Origin of the sequence: Gardnerella piotii (genome assembly GCF_049815665.1) — a bacterium.
GTDB classification, from domain to species: Bacteria; Actinomycetota; Actinomycetes; order Actinomycetales; family Bifidobacteriaceae; genus Bifidobacterium; species Bifidobacterium piotii.
In genome coordinates this window covers 1,389,395-1,410,703 of the sequence record NZ_CP187450.1, presented here as the reverse complement: position 1 = coordinate 1,410,703, position 21,309 = coordinate 1,389,395, and the positions used below count along the sequence as shown (strand labels likewise).

General features: G+C 42.3%; 15 protein-coding genes and 2 pseudogenes. 16 read left to right on the top strand and 1 reads right to left on the bottom strand.

Translation table 11 applies throughout. The annotated features are described in order from the left end of the window. Positions 1-6: 6 nt before the first annotated feature. The 16 genes and pseudogenes from ACPEIW_RS05675 (at position 7) to ACPEIW_RS05600 (ending at position 19,991) form a co-directional block, all read left to right on the top strand. Entirely contained in the window at positions 7-1,842 is a 1,836-nt protein-coding gene (locus tag ACPEIW_RS05675; protein ID WP_425663565.1) for an anchored repeat ABC transporter, substrate-binding protein, read from the top strand. Positions 1,843-1,885: 43 nt separating this feature from the next. Beyond that, positions 1,886-2,719, top strand: a complete 834-nt coding sequence (locus ACPEIW_RS05670) for an anchored repeat-type ABC transporter ATP-binding subunit (protein WP_425663563.1) — start codon at positions 1,886-1,888, stop codon at positions 2,717-2,719. After that, a complete protein-coding gene (locus ACPEIW_RS05665; protein WP_004115980.1) occupies positions 2,719-3,591 on the top strand; it encodes an anchored repeat-type ABC transporter permease subunit in 873 nt (290 codons plus the stop codon). Before ACPEIW_RS05670 ends, ACPEIW_RS05665 begins: the two co-directional genes overlap by 1 nt. A 34-nt stretch (positions 3,592-3,625) precedes the next feature. Continuing rightward, a complete protein-coding gene (locus ACPEIW_RS05660) occupies positions 3,626-4,507 on the top strand; it encodes a lysophospholipid acyltransferase family protein (RefSeq protein ID WP_415701679.1) in 882 nt (293 codons plus the stop codon). 273 nt (positions 4,508-4,780) lie between these two features. Beyond that, complete coding sequence (locus ACPEIW_RS05655) at positions 4,781-5,776, top strand: NAD(P)H-dependent glycerol-3-phosphate dehydrogenase (RefSeq protein WP_425663561.1); 996 nt, start codon at positions 4,781-4,783, stop codon at positions 5,774-5,776. A gap of 184 nt (positions 5,777-5,960) precedes the next feature. Beyond that, a complete protein-coding gene (locus ACPEIW_RS05650) occupies positions 5,961-7,106 on the top strand; it encodes a D-alanine--D-alanine ligase family protein (protein ID WP_016636173.1) in 1,146 nt (381 codons plus the stop codon). Between the two features lie 12 nt (positions 7,107-7,118). Next, positions 7,119-8,129, top strand: a complete 1,011-nt coding sequence (locus ACPEIW_RS05645; RefSeq protein ID WP_016636174.1) for a CPBP family intramembrane glutamic endopeptidase — start codon at positions 7,119-7,121, stop codon at positions 8,127-8,129. A gap of 96 nt (positions 8,130-8,225) precedes the next feature. Further along, the gene (locus ACPEIW_RS05640) at positions 8,226-9,608 is read left to right on the top strand and encodes a homoserine dehydrogenase (RefSeq protein WP_425663558.1); all 1,383 of its coding nucleotides are present in this window, start codon (positions 8,226-8,228) and stop codon (positions 9,606-9,608) included. A gap of 57 nt (positions 9,609-9,665) precedes the next feature. After that, on the top strand, positions 9,666-10,706 hold the full coding sequence (gene thrB, locus ACPEIW_RS05635; protein WP_425663556.1) for a homoserine kinase: 1,041 nt from the start codon (positions 9,666-9,668) through the stop codon (positions 10,704-10,706). 133 nt (positions 10,707-10,839) lie between these two features. Continuing rightward, positions 10,840-11,067 (top strand): hypothetical protein, encoded by a 228-nt coding sequence (locus ACPEIW_RS05630; RefSeq protein WP_425663554.1) that lies wholly within the window; start codon positions 10,840-10,842, stop codon positions 11,065-11,067. A 10-nt stretch (positions 11,068-11,077) separates the two neighbouring features. Beyond that, positions 11,078-11,431, top strand: a complete 354-nt coding sequence (locus ACPEIW_RS05625) for a hypothetical protein (protein ID WP_016788531.1) — start codon at positions 11,078-11,080, stop codon at positions 11,429-11,431. Positions 11,432-11,506: 75 nt separating this feature from the next. After that, complete coding sequence (locus tag ACPEIW_RS05620) at positions 11,507-12,961, top strand: Maf family nucleotide pyrophosphatase (RefSeq protein WP_425663552.1); 1,455 nt, start codon at positions 11,507-11,509, stop codon at positions 12,959-12,961. A gap of 306 nt (positions 12,962-13,267) precedes the next feature. Then, positions 13,268-13,609, top strand: a pseudogene (locus tag ACPEIW_RS05615) (ORF6N domain-containing protein); the annotation flags it as partial. Between the two features lie 150 nt (positions 13,610-13,759). After that, on the top strand, positions 13,760-18,520 hold the full coding sequence (locus tag ACPEIW_RS05610) for a DUF4011 domain-containing protein (protein ID WP_425663550.1): 4,761 nt from the start codon (positions 13,760-13,762) through the stop codon (positions 18,518-18,520). A gap of 33 nt (positions 18,521-18,553) precedes the next feature. Beyond that, positions 18,554-18,646 (top strand): annotated as a pseudogene (locus tag ACPEIW_RS05605) (hypothetical protein); the annotation flags it as partial. A gap of 484 nt (positions 18,647-19,130) precedes the next feature. Beyond that, positions 19,131-19,991, top strand: a complete 861-nt coding sequence (locus tag ACPEIW_RS05600; RefSeq protein ID WP_425663548.1) for a KilA-N domain-containing protein — start codon at positions 19,131-19,133, stop codon at positions 19,989-19,991. Between the two features lie 296 nt (positions 19,992-20,287). Here the strand turns inward: ACPEIW_RS05600 and ACPEIW_RS05595 are convergent, their stop codons facing one another. Next, entirely contained in the window at positions 20,288-21,229 is a 942-nt protein-coding gene (locus ACPEIW_RS05595) for an AEC family transporter (RefSeq protein WP_425663546.1), read from the bottom strand. Between the last annotated feature and the right edge of the window lie 80 nt (positions 21,230-21,309).

The window sequence follows — 21,309 nt, the reverse complement described above, 5'->3', positions numbered from 1 at the left end:
AAATTGATGAAAATCGTTGATTTAGTAGGTAAAAAGAGCGCGATGCGTGCTGCTGCGGCTGCTTTAGCAGTTTTAACCGCGCTGCCGATGGGTGCGTGCGGTGTGCCTAATAGTGTACTTCACGCAAATAGCGCAAAATCTGGCAAAATTAATGTAGTAACAACAACAGGCGTTTTGCGAGATATGGTTGCGAATGTTGCAGGAGACGCAGCAAATGTGAGTGCGATTGTGCCAGACAACGCGGATCCGCATTCGTACGAGCCGCGTTTGCGCTCAATTAGAGATGTTGTGTACGCGGATGTGGCTTTTAGCAACTACATGATGCTTGAAGAACACGGCGTAATTACAGCTTTAGACGCAAACTTGCGAAAAGGCGTGCCAAATGTGCAACTTGCGGAAGAAAGCGTTAAGCACGCGGCAGATATTATTCCGATGATAGAAGACGTGTCTTTAGACACGATTTGGCTAGGGCTTGCTACAGAACGCATGGCTGCGCAACCGAGCGAGGAAGCGCATAGCGCGCAAGGCGCTACAAGTGCAAATACGCAAAAGTGTGCGGAAGAATCGCCCTCGGCGGCGGCTGGTGAGTTAGCTTCGCTAAACAATCTCAATAAAACAAAAACAAATTCAAAACAAGATAGCCAACTAGAAAAGTCAGGCCAATCTTTGCAATCAAATGCGCCTTCTACCGCAACAAAAGAAGGCCGCGCAACCGTAATAAAGCCTAACGCATACAACATGAAGCGTTCCGACAGAATACGCTTAACGGCAACGAAAGTAAGCGGATCAGGCGCGCTATTCGCATACTTGACTGGCACTTTTGGAAGCGTAGAAACATACTTTAACAGCGCAAACGGAATAAGCGCAGAAGACCACATAGACTTGCCAGCAGACGCGCACACGCATTTAAGCTGGGCGTTTAGCAAGCCAGGCGAGTACACGCTTGAATTGCACGCCGACATGCTAAACGCGCAAAACGAGGTAGTTTCTAGTCTTGGAAACGCTAAAATGCGATTTGCTGTAGGCGTAAACGCGCAAAAAATAGCCAAAAAACGTGGAGCTAGCGTAGTTCTGAACAAAGGTCATGCAGATTTGGCTTACGACTTAGCAAAACGCGGATTTGTGTACCGCGTAGATACTTTGCAAGAAAAGCGCTCCGCTGCTCCAAAACGCGTGTATTACAAGCCGCAAGATGTTGTTGTAGAAGTGCCAACTAACGCGCTAAAAGAGATACCAGCCGAACAAGGATACAGGTTTTTGGGAGCTGCAAGGCAAAAGATTTATCAGCTTCCGCAAGCAGTTTTAGGAAAGCACGTTCACGGAGATATTGACCCGCATTTGTGGCAATCCGTAAAAAATGGCATAGCATACGTGCGCACAATCGCAGATCGCCTTTGCGAAGTGGACCCTAAAAATGCTCGTAAATATCGCGAAAATGCGGATCGGTACATTAACAAGTTGTTAGATGTAGACGCTTATATGCGCAAAAAAGTTGCGTCAATACCAAAAGAGAAGCGCAATTTGGTTACAACGCACGACGCTTTTGCGTACTTGGGTAAGACTTACGGCGTGAATATTGCAGGATTTGTAACGATTAATCCTTCGAGCGAGCCGAGCGTGCAAGATAGGCGTAGATTGCAGCAGATTTTGCGCGATTTAGAGATTCCCGCTGTGTTTTTGGAGCCAAATTTGATCTCGCGTTCGTCTGTGCTTAAAGAGCTTGCGGCGCAAGCGCACGTAAAAGTTTGCCCGATTTATGGAGACGCTTTCGATTCTAAAGTGCGAACTTATGCGGATATGATGCGAGCGAATGCGGATTCTTTGGCAAAGTGTTTGAAGTGAGATTGATGGTGGATTGATGTTGGATTTAAGTGAGATTTAAGCGATGAGGATTGATGAGGGAAATATGGACGCAAGTATGGATGCGAATATGGACGCGAATACTGTTATAAACGCGCAAAACTTAAGCGTAAGTTACGGCAGTCGCACTGTTGTAAAAGACGTTTCGTTTACGATTAAAAGTGGCGAATTTGTTGGGCTTCTTGGCGCAAATGGAGCTGGGAAAACAACGCTTTTCCGCGCGATTATGGGGCTGATACCGCATTCTGGAAAACTCGAAGTGCACGCTAACAAAAGCAGTGAATCTTTGATTAATTCGCGAGTAAACAACGTTGGTTATGTGCCGCAACGCCACGATATTGCGTGGGATTTTCCACTTTCCGTATTAGACGTAGTAATGATGGGCCGCATTCGTCATATTGGCTACGTGCGTCGCGCAAAAACAGAGGATTACAAGATAGCGCTTGATTCTCTTGAGCGCACAGGAATGGCGGATTTTAGAGATCGCACAATCGGCGAGCTTTCGGGCGGCCAAAGGCAGCGCGTACTCGTTGCGCGCGCTCTCGCAGGACAGCCGCGATTGATGCTTTTAGACGAGCCGTTTACAGGCTTAGACATGCCTACTCAAGAGCTACTCACGAGTCTTTTTTTGGACTTAGCAAAGTCGGGAGAAGCGATTTTGATGAGCTCGCACGACATAATTGGATCCATAAACTCGTGTTCTAGAATCATGCTTTTTGACGGAAGCATAGTAGGAGACGGCGCTCCAGAATCGTTAAACGCAAATCAATGGGTGCAAACATTCCATGTTGATTCGCAAAATCCACTAATCAAAGCTGTAGAGCGCGTTATGGCGCATGAAAGCGGGGCAGAAAAATAATGCTATCTCCAATCGACTTTATACAAGACCTTACAAACCCAGACCTTTGGTTCTTACTAAAAGCGCTTATAGTGGCGTGCCTTTCTAGCGTAATATGCGGAGTTGTAGGATGCTACGTAGTGCTGCGCGGAATGGCGTTTATTGGAGACGCAGTGGCGCACTCCGTTTTTCCAGGACTCGCAATCGCGTTTGTTTTGCAAGGAAACTTGCTGTTTGGCGGCGCGCTCGCAGGAGTTGCAACCGCGCTAATCGTATCAATCTTTAGCCAAAATCGCAGGCTTCGCGAAGACTCGTTTATAGGCGTATTCTTTGTGTCTGCCTTTGCGCTTGGAATCGTAGTAATATCAAAAGCTTCGGGCTATGCAGGATCCCTGGAATCGTTCCTATTTGGCTCCATTACAGGAATCCCAGACTCCGACATTGCTGTAGTAGCAATAACAGGGTTAATAATCGTAACGCTTTTAATGATGTTCCACAAAGAGCTAGTATGCGTTTCGATGGACCGCGAAACAAGCCGCGCAATGGGGTTGCCAGTAGCGTGGTTGGATGGAATGCTATACGTTTTAGTTGCGATTGCTGTAGTAGTATCTGTGCAAATAATCGGAAATGTGCTTGTTTTAGCGCTTTTGATTACGCCTGCGGCGACTGCGCGATTGCTTACCGACAGACTTGGAAAGATGATGATTTTAGCGCCTGCTATTGGGTGCGCTTCTTCGATTCTTGGAATGTACTTGTCTTGGAGTTTAGACACTGCCACTGGCGGAACAATCGTTTTGGTCGCGACTTTTATGTTTGTTCTAGCGTGGGTGTGCTCACCTAAACACGGGTTGGTAGCGAGGATTGTGCCAAAACTACGATCAGTCGTTGCGTAAAATTGCGGTTTATACTTTGCGGCACAATAGACGTATGGTATCTAAAGGAAAACCTTCGCCTAGAAGCGCAGTTAAGCCGCTCAGCGATGAGCAAGTAGAACGCTTAGCGCGCGCACACAAATTAGTTGATCCTACTTATTACTACCCAACTGGCGCGCGTACGCCAAACGCAGCAGAAATCAACGCGCAAAATCCAAAAGCAACCGAGCGCCTGCTCGAAGGAACGTCTAGAGTGCTTAGATCTCGTTGCAAAGTGCGCGCGTGGGGATTAGAGAACGTGCCAGAAGAAGGCGTGTTTATAACCGCTTGCACGCACGTTACAATGTTCGACGTTTTTGTGCCAATGACGTCTCTATTCCACCAAGGTCGCCGTCCGCGATACATGGCAAAAGCAGAACTCGCGCATTGGCCAATCTTAGGAAAATGGTTCCAGCTTGTTGGCATGCAACCAGTTCCACGCAGAAGCGGAAAAGCGCGCGAAATCGAAGAAGAATCGATTAAAATCCTTACAAACGGCAGGCCGCTTAGCGTATGGCCAGAAGGAACAGTTACGCGCGACCCTCAAAAATGGCCTATGAGCATGAAGCCAGGAATTGGAGTTATTGCGCTCGAAGCATCGCGCAGGCTGGGGCATCAAATTCCGCTATTTTGCGCTGTTACGTGGGGTGCTGCAAGCATTAATCATTGGTGGCCGTGGCCAAGGAAGAACGTTGTAATGTGCTACGATGCGCGTCTTGATTATTCGGATCTTCTAAAAGATATGGAAAATTGGGGTGATTTGCCGCCAATGGAATCTGCTGCCGAATTGGCTCGTCGCGTACGCGTGCGCATGACGGAAATTATGGAAGAGATTCGCGGCGAAAAATCGCCAGAAGGATACTTCGATTACAAGCTTATGAAAAGAGTCAAAGAATAGTTGATAAATTGCGATTCGATAAGTCGTAGCGCGTTGGCAATCGTTAGTGAATCGTTACGAAATCATAGATAAATCATTGACGAATCGTTAGCAAATCACTAATAAAGTCTTCACAAAATGCCCGTAAAGCGCACTGTGTAGAATTATGTAATAGTGTGATTAAAAGTTGACTAAGTTGACTAGGTTGACTGTGAGTTGACTAGTTGTAAATCGCTACAAATGGCTTAAAGCCAAAGCGGTTTACACTAATAAACCGAAAGGCTAGGCGTAAACATGAACGTTACGGTGTTGGGTGCTGGAGCTTGGGGTACGGCGTTTGGGCAGGTGCTTGCAGACGCGGGAAATCAAGTGACAATGTGGGCAATAGAGCCGCAAATTGTTGAAGGCATTCGAGATAATCACCGCAACGAAGTGAGACTGCCAATCGTAGAGCGTTTGCCAGAAAACATGACGGCTACGGGGAATCGCGAAGAAGCTGTAGCAAACGCAGACATTGTAGTAGTTGCGATTGCAGCACAATTTGCGCGCGTTGCACTCGAAGAATTTGTTGGCAAGATTCCGCAAAATGCGATTGTTGTTTCGCTTATGAAAGGCATTGAGCGTACAACAGGCAAGCGCATGGACGAAGTTGTGTGCGAGGCCTTGAACTTGCCGCGTAACCGTTTTGCAGCATTATCGGGGCCAAACTTAAGCAAAGAAGTGGCATTAAGGCAGCATGCTGCGGCGGTAGTTGCGTGCGAGAATCGCGAGAATGCCGAAGTTGTAGCAAAAGCTTGCTCAAACAGCTATTTTAAGGCGTTTGTGTCAAGTGACGTAATCGGCGTAGAAATGTGCGGATCGCTTAAAAATGTTGTTGCGCTTGCAGTTGGCATGGCTCGAGGAGCGGGTTACGGCGAAAACACGGCTGCGATGATTGAAACTCGCGGTCTTGCAGAGTTGACGGCATTGGGCGTTGCTGAAGGCGCAGATTCGCGCACATTTGCAGGACTTGCAGGCTTTGGCGATTTAGTTGCAACTTGTGGGTCTCCACTAAGCCGCAACTACACTTTCGGCGCCAATCTTGGAAAAGGCATGAGCGTTGAAGAAGCAACCGCTGTGAGCAATGGCGTTGCGGAAGGCGTTCCAACTACTAGCGCGGTTGTAGCAATGGGAAAGCGTTTGGGAGTTGCAACTCCGCTTGCGAGTGCAATGGCTCGCGTGTTAGAAGAAGGAATCTCGTGCCAAGAGATGCTTGCAATGCTTTTTGATAACGATGTTTGCGAGGAGTAGTGAAGCGCGAAAGTAGCATTTGCGAAAGCCGCGCGTAAATCGTAAGCATGCAAATCGTAAGTGCGTTAGTCGTGGTCGCGTAAATCGTAAGCAAAAATAATAATCCAAGATAATTCAAAATAATCCAAAATAACTAAAATAATCTAAGATAGCTAAAATAATTCAAAATATATAGAGGAAAAAAATGACGAAAAAGCGTGTAGTGTTCTTGTATGGCGGTAAAGCGGACGAACATTCGATTTCTTGCATATCGGCTGCTGGAGTGCTCAGTGCTGTAGACGAAAGTCGATTCGAGATTGTGCGCATTGCAATCACAAAGCAAGGCGAGTGGATTGTTGGCGGCGAAGATCCGCGAAACTTCCGCATGGAACAAGGCGAGCTGCCAGTAATCACAAAAACCGCGCAAACGCGCGATGTTGTGCTTGACCCAGCAAAGGGCGCAGACGGATTTTTGGTGCGAGAAGCGGATGGCACGCTTACAAGCCTAGGGCATATTGACGCAGTCTTTCCAGTTCTTCACGGCCCGAATGGCGAAGACGGCACTTTGCAAGGCTTGCTAGAAATGATGCAAGTTCCATACGTTGGTTGCGGAGTTTTGGCATCTGCTGCATGCATGGATAAGTATTACGCAAAGCAGCTTTTTAAGGCAGCAGGAATTAATGTTGCTCCTGGAATCGCACTGGACGCGCGCAAGTTTGAAAGTGACGCGGCAAATCGATTCGTAGCGTACGCAAACGAAATTCTTGAGCAAGTTGAAGAAGCAAAACTAGAGTATCCGCTTTTTGTAAAGCCAAGCCGAGCAGGGTCTAGTTTTGGAGTTACAAAAGTTGAATCGCGCGATGCTAAGGCCTTAGCAGATGCTGTTTTTGAGGCTTCAAAGCACGATTGGCGAGTATTGATAGAGCAAGGAATTGACGCGCGAGAAATTGAGTGCGCGGTTCTTGCAGCGCGCGATGGTGAAGAGCCAAAAGCCAGCTGGCCTGGAGAAGTTGTGCTCGACAAGCGCCAGGCTGGCGAAGACCAGTTCTACGATTTTGACAGCAAATACATGGATTCTGCGGCTTCGCACGTTGAAGTGCCAGCAGATTTGCCAGAAGAGACTTTGCAACGCGTGCGAAAAACTGCGCTCGCAGCATTTAAGGCGGCAGATGGAAGAGGGCTAAGTCGCGTGGACTCTTTTGTAACTAAAGACGGACGCGTAATCCTTAACGAAATCAACACAATGCCTGGTTTTACGCCAATTTCCATGTATCCAAAAGCTTGGGAAGCAACAGGAATAAGCTACAGCGATTTAATCACAAAGCTTATTGAAGGCGTGATTTTAGACTAGTCGGAGGTAAAAATGCGTAAACAGCGTAAGCTTGCAAACAAGCAGCATCCAGACGCGTACACGATTGCGCGCAGACGTCAAGGATCTGTAGGAGTGTCGCTGTGCGTGTTCCTATTTACGTGGATTCTTGCAACGCTTTTAATTGGCGAGTTGATTAGCATTTTTGTTCCAAAAGGTGTTTTAAGTCCTTCGCTAAGCTCCTTTGTTTCTTCGGACGTTGCGCAATATTTAATAGCGTTGCCGCTTGCAATGCTTGTTCTAAGACGCACTCCAGCAATAGAAACTCGCAAGTTTACTATGTCTTTGCGCCAATTTGGCGGATTCTTTGCTGTTAGCGTGCCAATAATGTATGCAGGAAGTTACATTGGGCTTGTTGCTTCCGCGCTTATTTCTGGCGGAAAAGCCGAGAACAGGATTGCAGACGTTGTAGCAGGCGGAAACGTGTGGGAAACGCTGCTTTTTGTGGTATTTTTGGCGCCAGTTGTGGAAGAATGGCTATTTAGAAAGCAAATTATAGACAGGTTGCGCGTATATGGCGAAAAGCGCGCGATTGTGTTTTCTGCATTGGCGTTTGCGCTTTTCCACATGAACATGTTCCAGTTCTTCTACGCTTTTGGACTTGGTCTTGTGTTTGGATACATGTACGTTCGCACGTCGCAGCTTAGGTACAGCGTCTTTTTGCACATGATTGTAAACTTCCAGGGAAGCGTTATAGCAATGTGGATTTCAAACAACATGATGGATTCAAACGGAGATCTTATTAAGGTTGAAAACTTGAACACGCAAGAGATTGCGGATTTGGCTCCTGGATTTATGTTTATAGGCCTTTACGCAATGTTTATGATTGTTATGTTTGTGTTTGGAATTGTGCTTCTTGCTCGTCGCAAGAGGTATCTTGAATTCTACGATTCGCCGCTGGAGATTCGCGGGAGTGCTGGAACAAAAGCATTGTACGGAACCGTTGGAGTTATGGGATTCTTGATTGCGTCCGTTTTGCTGAATCTGCTTATGTTGTTTGTGTAGGTTATTTGCGTAGGTTGAATCTGTTTGTGTAGTGTGAATCTGTTTGTGTAAATTGAATTTATTTAATTGAATATTGATTTAAGTTAGGAGGCGTCTATGTTAGACAAAAACAATTTAGAAATCACGCATAGTGCAGATGACGATTGCTTTACCGCAGATCCAATCCGCGTGGGTCTTTTAGGCGCTGGAACAGTAGGATCGCAAACAGCGCGTCTAATAGTGGAAGAAAACGCTGACTTATCGGCGAGAATCGGCGCTCCGCTAGAGCTTGCGGCAGTTGCGTGCTTGCATCCAGAAGAAGTGGACGCGCCATGGATTGCCAAAGATCTTTTAAGCGCAGACGCAGGAGCGATTTGTAAACGCGAAGATATAGACATAATTGTTGAGCTAATTGGCGGCTTAGAGCCAGCGCACACATTTGTAAAAACCGCGCTAGAATGCGGAAAATCGGTTGTAACAGCAAACAAAGCGTTGCTTGCAAAGTTTGGTCCAGAACTCTACGAGTGTGCGCAAAAAAACGGAGTGGATTTAAGCTTCGAGGCGTCTGTTGCAGGCGCAATCCCAATTTTGCGCCCACTTAGAGAGTCGCTTGTAGGCGACAAGATCACGCAAATTTTTGGAATCGTAAACGGAACTACAAACTACATTCTTGACGAGATGACGGTGCGTGGGCTTGATTTTGACTCGGCTTTGCGCGCAGCTCAAGAAAAGGGATACGCGGAGGCGGATCCTACAGGAGACGTTGAAGGCTTTGATGCAGCAAACAAGGCTGCGATTTTGGCAACACTTGCATTCCAAATGCCAATAAGCATTGATGACGTTAGCGTTGAAGGAATTAGCGCGATTACGGCTGAAGATATTGCGGCAGCAAGTGCGCAAAATCGTGTGATTAAGTTGCTTGCGGCGGTTGCTTGCGACACGCGTGGCGCAGTGAGCGCAAGCGTTTACCCAGCGTTGGTTAGCAAAGAGCATCCGCTGGCTTCCGTTCATGGCAGTTTTAACGCCGTTTTTGTTAAAGCGCAAGCGGCGGATGATCTTATGTTCTACGGCCGCGGCGCTGGTGGCGCGCCAACAGCAAGCGCGGTGGTTGGAGATATTGTTGGAGCTGCTAGAAACATAGCGCGCGGCTGCAACGATGCTAGCGTGCCAATGTATAACGCTAAGTCTTTGGCTTCCACGCGCTCGATTCGTGCGGATTTTGTTGTGCGATGCAATATGGAAGATACTTCGCTTGCGCTTTGCGGCGAAGTGATGGATGTGTTTGCGGAGCACGGAGTTAATGCGGAACGATTGCCTATGCTTTGCCAAGTTCAATACGATGGCGATGGTGATTGCCCAGCTTGCGGAATCGGCGGCCCTGGCGATTTGCGCGTGCTTGTAAAAGATTGCACAGAGGCGGATTTGAGCGCAATTCTTGCGGATTTGCAAAAGGTGGATGCTGTGTGTGCAAAGCCTCTTGCATTGCGAATTATTGAGTAATCTAGTAATTGAATAATTAAGTAATTTAGTAGGCTGCTCGAGTGGAAAAGGTGCGAAATGAAACCAGTATGCAACAGTGTGTCAGTTTGCGTGCCAGCAACCAGCGCAAATCTTGGGTCTGGATTTGACGTTGCAGGAATTGCGCTTGATTATGCGGATTCACTAGTTTTTACGCTTGATGATTCGCTTGATGATTCGCAAGATGTTCGCGTGATTATTAGCGGCGAAGGCGAAAATACATTGCCAAAAGACGAGACGCATCTTGTTGTTCGCGCGTTTCGCAAAGCGTGCGAAGCGTTTGGCTTGCCGCGTTTGCGATTTACTCTAGAAGCGCATAATCGCATTCCACAAGCGCGCGGAATGGGGTCTTCTGCCAGTGCGATTGTTTCGGGCGTGGCAGCAGCTTGGGCTTTTGCACATAATGGGGATCTTAATAAGCAAGCTATTTTTGAGCTTGCATCTTCGATTGAAGGCCACCCAGATAATGTTGCTCCAGCAGTTTTTGGCGGATTAACAACCAGTTGGAAGAATGGCGATGAGTTCCACACTGTTCAATACGGCGTTTCTAAGCAAATTCGTGCAACGATTTTTGTGCCGAACTTTACTCTTTCAACGCAAATGGCTCGTCAAGCTCTTCCAGAAAAAGTGCCATATGCAGATGCTGTGTTTAACGTTTCGCGCGCTTGCTTATTGCCGATTGCGTTTGGTGATTTTGGTTATGCTTGTGATTCTGCGGATTCTTGCGATTCTGTCGATGCTTGCGATTCTTGCGTAAAATCCACTCTTTCTAGAAACGATTTGCTTTTTACAGCTACTCAAGACGCTATTCACCAGACATACCGTGCAAGTCTTATGCAACCAACTTGGGATTTAGTAAAAGCTTTGCGAGACAAGGGGTTTGCGGCTGCAATCTCGGGAGCTGGATCTTGTGCAGCGGTGTTTTACGCGGAAAAGTCGGAAGCTTCCGAAGAGGAAAATAACGCCACTAATATAAGCGAAAAAATAGAAAAAATTGCAAAACCGCTTTTAGTTGGCTGCGATTGGAAAGTTTTGCACGTGCATGTTGATTCTATTGGCGTTGCAATAATTCGCGAATAATTTGTGTGAAGTTAAGGATTATCAAGTCAATAAATTGTGGTACAATTAGTCAATGGCTATTAGATTTGATCCCAAATCTGCGTACAAACATTTTGATGAAGATCATCTAAATGAGGAAGAGATACGAAGAGCTATGGCTAAACCTGTATGGTTTGCCTTAGTTAATCCTAATGACGTGTCAAATCCACCTAGCTCGGAGGGAACAGTTGTTGCTTTAGTTATATGTTTAAGGCATCCAGGTGCGTGGGAAGATGATTTAATTGAAGTACTTGCAAGGCCACAAGGTAAAGATTTTCTTGTGTTTCATGTAGAGCATTTGACTGATAAATGGCTTAAATATTGGAAAAAGTGGAGCAAATGAGGTGATTGAAATGGATATTTATGAGAATTTAGCTGATGAAAATGTGTCTGCTCCAAAAAATCCTCCTGCAGCTCAATTTTCAGGAGAAGACGCTGCAAAAATTATGCAAACTCTGCTTTCTGAAGATTCCAATGCAACTGAGATATTTGCATCTTTATCTGGACCAGGAAGACCAAATTCAAAAGAAAGGCGCGAAAACAGTGTTCAAGAGCGTTTTCGTGTTCCTAAATCTTGGAGTGAATATATTTCTCGCGCAGCTAAGAGAGATGGCATGCCAAATAAAAGCAAATATTTGCAATCTTTGATTTTGAGAGACGCTCAGATGCATAATGAGCAATGTCAATTACAAGCGGCGTTGCAATAACTCGCGAATAATTTGTGTGAAGTTGTAAGTGAAGTTGTAAGTGAAGTTATGAGTGAAATCGCAAAAAGAGGGAATATGAAAGTTTCATTGATTTTGGCTTCTCAGTCTCCTGCAAGAAGAGCGGTGTTGGCAGCTGCAGGCGTGATTCCTGTGATTCACGTGAGCGAGGTAGATGAGCCAGCGGCGTTGCGTAATGCTGCAAATGCGCGAGGTGTTAGCGTAGAGCAGATGAGCGCCGAGGAGCGCGTTTCGATTTTGGCGCGAGAAAAGGCTTTTGCAGTGTATGAGTCGTGGAAGCTTGTGGCAGATGCAGCAGCTTCGGCTAGTGGCGATTTGGTTGTGGGGTATCCGCTGGAGGCTGAGTCTGAGGCTGAGAATGCTGAATCTGAATCTTCTGAAACTGGATCTTCTGAAACTGGTAGTAGCGCTTTGGCAAGTGATTCGCAATCAGACGTAACGCATAACGTAGATACCGCGCAAACTCGCGATTTTTCTGGCGTAAAAGTGCCTACTAAGACTTTTGATATTCACGATTTTGCGCATATGAATGAATCTTGTAACGATTGCAACAGCGTGCTTATTGTTGGCTGCGACTCCATGTTTTTGCTAGACGGCGAATGCTACGGCAAGCCGCATACTCCTGAAGTGGCATTTGAGCGGATTAAGCAAATGAGCGGAAAAACTGGAGAATTGTTTACTGGCCATTGCTTAATCGATGCAAAAAGTGGCAAAACAGTGTGCAAGGTGAGTCGCGCAAGCGTGACTTTTGCACATATGAGCGATGAGGAAATCCGCGCGTACGTAGAAACTGGCGAGCCGCTGGAAGTGGCAGGATCCTTTACGCTAGAAGGCTTTGGTGGTGCGTTTATTGAGGGGATTCAGGGAGATCCGCATGGAGTTCTTGGAATCAGCTTGCCGCTGCTAAGGCAGATGGTTTGCGATCTTGGGTACGCTTGGCCAGATTTGTGGAATAGTCGCAAGCTAGAGGGCGAGGCGATTAAAGACGATCCAGCTTCCAAAGAAGTACCTAAAGAAAACGTGCATCAGCCAGGAGACGGATGGGTTATGTGCGATTGTGGGCGCAAGCATTGGGGTCATAATGGCGCGGCTGGCGTGCTGCTTGCTAGGCGAGACGAGACCACTGGGCGCGTGACTCATGTTGTTATGCAACATCGCGCGCTTTGGAGCGCGGAAGGCGGCACGTGGGGGATTCCTGGCGGCGCAATATCTGATGGTGAAACTGCGATTGAGGGCGCGTTGCGCGAGTCGTTTGAAGAAGCGAACATAACGTCTCAAGACATTGATGTTGTTGGAGCGTATTGCGAAAATCACGGGAATTGGCGTTATACAACGGTTTTTGCGTTTGAAAAGCCAGGGCATTGTGTGAATCCGTGCGCGCACGACGACGAGAGTATGGAAATTAAGTGGGTGCCGATTGACGATGTGCCGAAGCTCAAGCTGCTTACGGCAATGCGCACGGATTGGCCGTCTTTCCGCGCTCGCCTTGATTTGCTTGCTTCGCAAAGGTAGCTGTGCGACGACCTGCCTTGTAGTGCGTTTGTATTAAAAAACGCCAAAATCCAGTACAATCGCGCTACAGTTTTGTTTGTTTGTGTAGTGTGTTTGTATCATAATTCGAGTTTGTTGATTCTTATCTGTGAAATCTTATAAAATCGTATTTATGCGCTGATGCATGCTAGTTTTCTGCTAGTTGTTAGATGTTATATGGCTTGTGCTTGATTTTGTAATTTTGCTTGTGATTCATGAATTTTGTGTTAGAAATGTAGTTTTTGTTGCATGGCGCTAGGTTTTATGCACATTTTTAGGAGTGATCTTATGGTAGAGCAGAATAAAATTTTAATTATCGCAGACGCTAGAGGCGTGCCATCTAAAGCGCTTATAGACGCTAAAACGATAAAAGAAAAAATTTATAACATTCGCAATCAAAAAGTCATGCTTGATTTTGAGCTTGCTGAAATCTATGGGTATGAAACGAAAAACTTCAATAGACAGATTAAGAATAATATTGAAAAGTTTGAGGGCGAAGATTTTATGTTTCAGCTAACTGCTGACGAGTTCAAAAACTTGAGGTGCAAAAATTTCACCTCAAGTTGGGGCGGCTCTCGATATTTGCCTTATGCTTTTACTGAGCAAGGTATTTATATGCTCACTGCGGTGGGAGTGACTGGAAGAGACTTTCAAACATAAACTAGTTTTTTGTGGTGTGGGTGGGTGAATTTATTAAACGCTACACTTCTATAGTTATTAATGGCGGTAGAATTAGAGTAATTTGTTTTTTGCAGGTTTTGAGCAAATAGGGCTACGATTATGGAAGTTGGAAAATTTGACCAGTGGATAGAGCAGCTGTTGGATACTGGTAAGAATCGCAATAACTTAGTTAATTTTAAGGATAATAAAACTTCAACATTAGATGTTTTGCTTCCAAGTTGTGAAGATATTTTTCAAAAGTTTTCATCAGAAAATTCTGGTTCCTTTAAAATATTTGACCCAGAAGAAGAATTTAATAAAAAGCATAATGACAAGTATTATGTAGATAATTTAAATACGGATGATTTTAATGAGATAGAATATGCAGATGGTAACCCAAGAAAAAAATATGAATCAAAAACTGATTTTAAGAATAATTATTCCAACAAAATAAAAGCTAATCAAATTCTTGCATATAGTTCATCTGGAAAGCCATTAGAAGCAGCAAGAAATATTATGAGAAAATCCAGGGAAATTATTGAAGAGACTGGAGTAAATGTTTCGTTCATTACATTTGGGATAATTCATTGGAAAGAAGCTAATTACGCTGATACTATTTACAACGCACCAATACTTTTAATACCTGTTCAATTAAGTAGTGAGTCGATTGGACGGTCATATAAAATATCTGTTTTAGATAATGATGTTATTGTAAATAGAGCGTTTTCTTACAAACTTGATAACGAGTATGGCATAACTCTTCCGAATTATAGTAGCGAAATCACGTTAGAAGAATATTTTGAAAATGTACAAAACATGGTTTCTAAACTCGGCTGGACAATAAGTAAAGAGTGCAAAATTGGGCTATTTTCATTTGCAAAGATTAATATGTATGTGGATCTTAAAGAAAATAAAAATGATATTTTAAATAGCCCTACTGTTCGTCAACTTTTTGGCGAAGTAGTTGATTCTGGTAATTCATACTTAGATAACGAAGATATTGATAAATCTGATTACGATTCAATAATTGATTTATGTAACGTTGTAGATGCTGATTCTAGCCAAATAGAGGCTATAGAAATGGCTAAATCTGGTAAAAGCTTTGTTTTGCAGGGGCCTCCAGGAACTGGTAAGAGTCAGACAATTACGAATATCATTGCTGAATGTCTTAATGACGGTAAGAAAGTATTGTTTGTTTCAGAAAAACTTGCTGCTTTAAACGTCGTTTATAACAAAATGAAGCAGGTTGGTCTTGCGGAATTTTGTCTTCAACTTCATTCAAATAAAGCTAACAAAAAAAGTGTTATTGAAGATATATGCAGAAATCTCAATATTAAGAAGGATGTTGTAAGTAATATTAAATTTGATGAAGAAATAAAAGCTAAGAAAAATGTTAAAGAAAAATTAGATGCTTATGAACGTAATCTTCATGAGGTACAACCCGTAATAAATAAAAGTTTATATGATTTATACGAGTCACTTGCAAAATGGGATTATGCACCAGAATTTATATGTCCTACTGAAGATATATCAAAATTAGGTTCTGAATACTTGAATAGGTCTACTGATCTTTTAAGAAGCTATGTTGATTATTCATATTATATCGGTTATGACTATCGCAAGAATCCTTGGTATGGGTATATAAATCAAGATAATTCAATTGCCGAAGAAGTACGATTAAAAGGCAGTATGTCTTCTGCTGTAAATACTTTGAACGACCTAATTCCATTGTTGGACAGGATTTCTGAACAGTATGGTGTTCGTTGTGAAAGTTTAAAAGATGCTCTATTCTGGGGAAAGTTCTTTGACTTTGTTGCTAATTCAGCATTAGTTACGCCATCTATATTAAAGAGACAGAATTTTGATATTGCTTACAATGCGCTAGAAAATCTAGAATCAATGAGCAATAAAATACATGCTTTAATGCAGGAATTATCTGATTGTAATGAGGATATTTATTATCTGGATGGTTTAGATAACTACAATAATTTAAGACAATTTAGAAGTGTATTATCTAGAATTTTTAATTCTGAATATAAAAAAATTATTTACGATATACGTTCATGCAAGAAAGTAAATAAAAAACCTAATTATAAAGAATCAATTCTTTTAATGGGGCTTTTGTCTAAATATCAGAAATCTATTAGTGAATATTCTGACGCTGAAGCTTCTATAAAATCATTGCTTGGTTCAGCTTATAAAGGTATTGATACTGATTGGAATTATGTTAGCAATCAAATGAGAATTCTTAAAAATATGCTTGATAGTGGATATTCATTTGAATCCTTGGAAAGATATTCAAGCTTTGCGTCTGAAAGCAAAATTTTTGTGGAATATTCTCATCAAATTAACAATATTTTGAATGAAAATAGCATCAAAAATATAGATTACATTTCTGGATGTTTTGATAAAAATATTGTTGATTTTAATACAATTGATGCTGTTAAAGTTCAATCTAGATTGCATAAGTGTATTGAGTCTTCTGATATATTGCAAAAATGGTGTACTTTTAGAGACATTCTTGCTCGTTTAGAGAAGAATGGGCTTATTCCTTTTATCCATGAACTTATAAAGAATAATGTGAGTAAAGATAATATTGTTCCTACATTTAATAAGCAATTTTATTTACAGTGGATTGATTTTGTAATTTTAAAAAGTCCGATTCTTTCTCAATTTAATAGAGCAACTCAGGATAGATTCATAAAAGATTTTATAGAGAAAGATTTAGAAGAATTTGATATTAATAGAAAAAAGTTGCATGCAAAGTTAGCAAATGCATGTCCTGGAAAGGAATGTGCTGTTGCTGGGAGCCAATTAAGTGAGCTTTTGTATGAGAACCAAAAATCAAGGAATAAAAAGAATATACGTTTACTTCTTTCAGAAACCAAAGATACTGTACAAATAGTTAAACCTTGCTTTATGATGTCTCCTTTAAGTGTGAGCACATTTCTTAATTATAAAGATTTAAAGTTTGATGTTGTAATATTCGATGAGGCTTCTCAGGTCTTTCCATGGGATGCGGTTGGTGCAATTAGCCGTGCTAAACAAGCTATCATAGTTGGTGATTCAAAGCAGATGCCACCTAGTAACTTTTTCGCAACATCTGTTAATAATGATGATGACACAGATAACTATGACGATATTAGGAGCTTTGATTCTATACTAGATTTTGCTTCTAGCACTATGCCTCAGCTAAGACTAAATTGGCATTATCGTAGTCGCAGCGAGCAGCTTATTGCATTTTCAAACAAGAATTTTTACAACGGCAGCCTTATAAGTTTTCCCGCTGCTAAAGATAATTCAGAAGGTATGGGTGTGGATTATTACTACGTAAATGGAGTATTTAATCGCTCATATCATAATAATCGAAAAGAAGCTGAATATGTTGTCGATTTAATTTATAAAAACATTGAGAAATATCCTAATAGGAGTTTAGGCGTTGTTGCTTTTAGTCAGTCTCAACAAAATCTCATAGATAATTTGCTTTTTAAGCGCCGTCAAGTTACTCCTGAAAAAGAGTTTTTCTTTGATTCTGGTAAGGAAGAGCCTTTCTTTATAAAGAATCTTGAAACAGTTCAGGGAGATGAACGTGACGCAATCATTTTTAGTATTGGTTACGGTCCTGATAGTAATGGAATGTTCTCAACTAATTTTGGTCCTTTAAATCGCGATGGAGGGCAAAAGAGGCTGAATGTTGCCGTTACAAGGGCAAAATATAATATTCAAGTTGTTTCTTCCATGCATGCAACTGATATAGATTTAAGTCATAGTGAGTCAGATGGTGCTCGTCTTCTTCGAGAATATCTTGATTTTGCTGAGAATGGTGAGATTGCCTTGCAGCGCAGTGAAAGCGTGGCAAGTTATGATCAGTTTGATTCCGATTTTGAGGTTGAAGTATGTGAGTTTTTGCGAAATCATGGTTATTCAGTTGATACGCAAGTGGGATGCTCTGGATTTAGAATAGATCTCGGTGTTAAAGTTCCTAATAGTTCAGATTATCTACTTGCTGTCGAATGTGATGGTGCCACTTACCATTCGTCAAAGAATGCGCGAGATCGTGATAGATTGCGACAAGCAATTCTAGAAAATATGGGTTGGAAGTTCTATCGCATTTGGTCAACCGAATGGTTCAGGAATAAGATTTCTGAACAAGATAAACTCTTAGAATTTGTTCGTGAAGTAGTGGAAAACTATAAAAATCATAAAGATGATTATGCAGAGAATCTTGGAGGCAGACTGCCTGAAAGCTCCTCATTTTTATCTGAGGCTGAGGTTGATTTATGCGGAAAATCTTTATACAATGCCGAGCTCTCGGAAAAATCAACTAATAGTATTCTTAATGATATTCCTTTTAGTTTTGTTAAGTATAAGATGGCGGATACTAATAAGGATTGCAAGAATATTTTTAGTAAATATAATAACGCTGATTTCAAAAGTAGTGTGAAAGATATTTTGGAAGTTGAGTCTCCTCTATCAGAAAATCTTCTTTTACAAAGAATACTTTGGTATTTCGAGCGCGAAAAGGTTACTTCATCAGTGCAAAAAAGGTTTGACATCAAAATGCGTGGATGTGAATATTTTGGTATTGTCAGGGAAAATGGCTTTATGTATTTGAAGGATAAACCGATTACTTTCCGACTCCCAGGAGATATTGTTCGTGATTTTAAACAAATTGCTCCAGAAGAGCTAGGTGTTGGCATGATGGAAATTATTAGTAAAAATGTTGTTTTGGCGAAAGAAGGATTATATCGCTTTATGCTTGGCTTATATGGTAAAAAGAGAATTGGTAAATTAGATGGCGAGGCTTTAGATAATGCCTTATCTATGCTGCTTAAATCTGAGAAAATAGTTGAGATTGATGGACAGATTTCACTAAAATAGTCGTTTTTATAGTTTTACTGGTGTAAAAGTGCAATCAAATGGCTGATTGAGCGATATCAAGTAGCTGTAGATAAGAAGACTGGGATTGTACGAAATCCAAATGAAGCATACGATAATCCGCGCTATATCGTTGATTTGGTTAAAAAGGTAGTTCGCGTTAGCGTAGAAACAATGAACATTATTGACGGTTTGCCAAAACTTAACGAAATCACTAATAAGCCAGATTGCTGGCCAGATGCGTGGAATTAGAAAGTGTGGAGTGACTGGAAGTAGACTTCCAACTTTTGCCATTTTGCACTAAACTTGGAAGTAGACTTCCAACTTGCATACTTTTAGTTAGAGTATTTTGAGAATTAACTCTTTGCTTTGCTTGAGTTTTTGGAAATAATCCGAGTTTGTTGATTCTTATCTGTGAAATCTTATAAAATTATATTTATGCGCTGATGCATGTTAGTTTTCTGCTAGTTGTTAGATGTTTTGTGGCTTGTGCTTGATTTTTGTAATTTTGCTTGTGATTCATGAATTTTGTGTTAAGCGCATAGAAATAAAGTAAACCAAATCAAATAAAGCAACTAATTGCGTAAATTTGCGTAAAAATTAGGGGGAAATTATGTCTAATGCGTCAAATATTAAAAAAGATACTATTACGGCAAAAGGCTTTACAATTCAGGTTTATACGGAAGATTTTAGGAATGATTACGTTAGTTTAACCGATATAGCGAGATATAAAAACAAAGAAGAGCCTAATGTGGTTGTTGCAAACTGGATGAGAAATTACAGTACAATAGAGTATTTAGGTATATGGGAGAGACTAAACAATCCGAATTTTAAACCCATCGAATTCGAGGGGTTTTTGAAAGAAGCTGGTAGCAATGCTTTTACGCTATCTCCTAAAAAATGGTCAGAAATCACGAATGCAATAGGTTTACTTGTAAAATCCGGTAGAGGTGGTGGAACTTATGCTCATAAAGATATAGCATTTAAGTTTGCATCTTGGATTTCAGCAGAATTTGAACTATATATTATCAAAGATTATCAAAGACTTAAATCTGATGAGAATTCAAGGCTTTCTCTGAATTGGAATTTGAACCGTGAGATTTCGAAGATTAATTACAAGATTCATACGGATGCTATTAAAGAATATTTGTTGAAGGATTTGACTTCTGAGCAGTTGATGTATAAGTATGCAAATGAAGCAGATTTGTTAAATGTTGCATTGTTTAATAAGACTGCTAAACAATGGAGAGATGCGAATCCTAAGTCAAAAGGCAACATTCGAGACGAGGCGAGTATTAATGAACTTCTGGTATTGGCGAATATGGAAAGCTATAACGCTGTTTTGATTTCTAAGGGGTTGCCACAGGCAGATCGAATGGTGGAACTTAGAAATTTGGCGCGAACGCAGATTTTATCTCTTGAGAATTTGAATAATCCTGGAATAAAGAGTTTGGATTCCGTGATAAAAAATTAAGTTTAATCACTTTTTAATTCTGCACTTAATACTGAATTTACATCGTTTTAGGGCGCTCCGACCTGCCTTTTCGCTTAGAGCGTAGCGCGAAAAGGCAGGTCGGAGCGCTGAGCTTGCTTAAGGTTGAAAGCACAGTGTGCTTTCAACGCAAGCGAAGACGTTAGCGCGCTTAGACCGCGCTAACGACATGACCTGCCTTTTCGTTTAGAGCGCTCGAGCGCTATTCCCGCGCTGGTTGTTTTACGCTTTTTGTTGTTAGACACGCCGTGAATCAGCTACAAAGTGCGGAGGATTAATCACCCCAAAAGCGCTGCGATTAGCGCAATAAAAAGCGGACTTGTAACGGTAGAAAACAGGATTCCGTCACGCGCAAAACTCAAGCCAACATTGTATCGTGCAGCGTAATTGTACACGTTTTGGCCAGTCGGAAGAGCCGCCAGCACAACGCATGCGTAAAGAGTGGCGCCTCTAAAACCCATAACAAAATAAGCCAGCAAAAACGCAACAATTGGCATAATCAAGTTTTTTAGAATCGCAACTGTAGCAATCGCAGCTCGGTTAGAATCTTTTTGCAGAGGCTTACTGCCGTAAAGCGACATTCCAAAAGCCATCAAAATCATAGGAACCGCAGAATCGCCAATCATCTTAATCGGGTCATAAAGAAAATTCGGCACAGGAAAATATCCAACTTTTGCGGAAATTGCCGAAATAATAATTCCTCCAAGTGAACCAATTAAAAGTGGCTGTTTAATCGGCTGCTGAGCAATGCGCTTAAGCGAGCACTTTCCAGTAGTTGTAACGTCTAAAACCGTTAGTCCAACAGGCGTAAAAACAGCTTGTTGCATAACTAAAATCGGTGCAACAAGCGCGGGATTTCCAAGAATATAAGTTGCAACAGGCAAGCCAATATTATTCGAGTTTAAGTAAAGCGAGTTAAGCGCGCCGATTGTGCAATCCGCTGCAGGAAGGTGGAAAAACAGACGATTAAGCAGAATAAACGCAACGCCAACAATCATTGCGGAGAAAAACGCAACAAAAATTGACGAGTGGAAAATCTCAAAAATTGGCTCTTTTGCAAGGATTGCAAACATTAAACAAGGACTAGATACAAAGAAGCTTACGCGATTAAGCACCATTTGTGCTTGCGATCCGCCGATGCGAAGACGCGCGGTTACATAGCCTGCGGCAATTACGATGCCGATTACGCAAAAGCCTTGCATAGCGCTGATTAAACCCATGTAAACGATTTTAGCGCTGATTTTTGCAAATTGGGTAATGCGAATTGACTTTTAAGAGCGTATGTTGTTTGACGTTGCAA

What these genes read in the sequence shown, in the direction of transcription:
- ACPEIW_RS05595 (WP_425663546.1), bottom strand. Translation starts at nt 21,229, where the DNA reads ATGGGTTTAATCAGCGCTATGCAAGGCTTTTGCGTAATCGGCATCGTA.
- ACPEIW_RS05665 (WP_004115980.1), top strand. Translation starts at nt 2,719, where the DNA reads ATGCTATCTCCAATCGACTTTATACAAGACCTTACAAACCCAGACCTT.
- ACPEIW_RS05630 (WP_425663554.1), top strand. Translation starts at nt 10,840, where the DNA reads ATGGCTAAACCTGTATGGTTTGCCTTAGTTAATCCTAATGACGTGTCA.
- ACPEIW_RS05625 (WP_016788531.1), top strand. Translation starts at nt 11,078, where the DNA reads ATGGATATTTATGAGAATTTAGCTGATGAAAATGTGTCTGCTCCAAAA.
- ACPEIW_RS05645 (WP_016636174.1), top strand. Translation starts at nt 7,119, where the DNA reads ATGCGTAAACAGCGTAAGCTTGCAAACAAGCAGCATCCAGACGCGTAC.
- ACPEIW_RS05660 (WP_415701679.1), top strand. Translation starts at nt 3,626, where the DNA reads ATGGTATCTAAAGGAAAACCTTCGCCTAGAAGCGCAGTTAAGCCGCTC.
- ACPEIW_RS05600 (WP_425663548.1), top strand. Translation starts at nt 19,131, where the DNA reads ATGTCTAATGCGTCAAATATTAAAAAAGATACTATTACGGCAAAAGGC.
- ACPEIW_RS05655 (WP_425663561.1), top strand. Translation starts at nt 4,781, where the DNA reads ATGAACGTTACGGTGTTGGGTGCTGGAGCTTGGGGTACGGCGTTTGGG.
- ACPEIW_RS05650 (WP_016636173.1), top strand. Translation starts at nt 5,961, where the DNA reads ATGACGAAAAAGCGTGTAGTGTTCTTGTATGGCGGTAAAGCGGACGAA.
- ACPEIW_RS05670 (WP_425663563.1), top strand. Translation starts at nt 1,886, where the DNA reads ATGAGGATTGATGAGGGAAATATGGACGCAAGTATGGATGCGAATATG.
- ACPEIW_RS05640 (WP_425663558.1), top strand. Translation starts at nt 8,226, where the DNA reads ATGTTAGACAAAAACAATTTAGAAATCACGCATAGTGCAGATGACGAT.
- ACPEIW_RS05610 (WP_425663550.1), top strand. Translation starts at nt 13,760, where the DNA reads ATGGAAGTTGGAAAATTTGACCAGTGGATAGAGCAGCTGTTGGATACT.
- ACPEIW_RS05620 (WP_425663552.1), top strand. Translation starts at nt 11,507, where the DNA reads ATGAAAGTTTCATTGATTTTGGCTTCTCAGTCTCCTGCAAGAAGAGCG.
- ACPEIW_RS05675 (WP_425663565.1), top strand. Translation starts at nt 7, where the DNA reads ATGAAAATCGTTGATTTAGTAGGTAAAAAGAGCGCGATGCGTGCTGCT.
- thrB (WP_425663556.1), top strand. Translation starts at nt 9,666, where the DNA reads ATGAAACCAGTATGCAACAGTGTGTCAGTTTGCGTGCCAGCAACCAGC.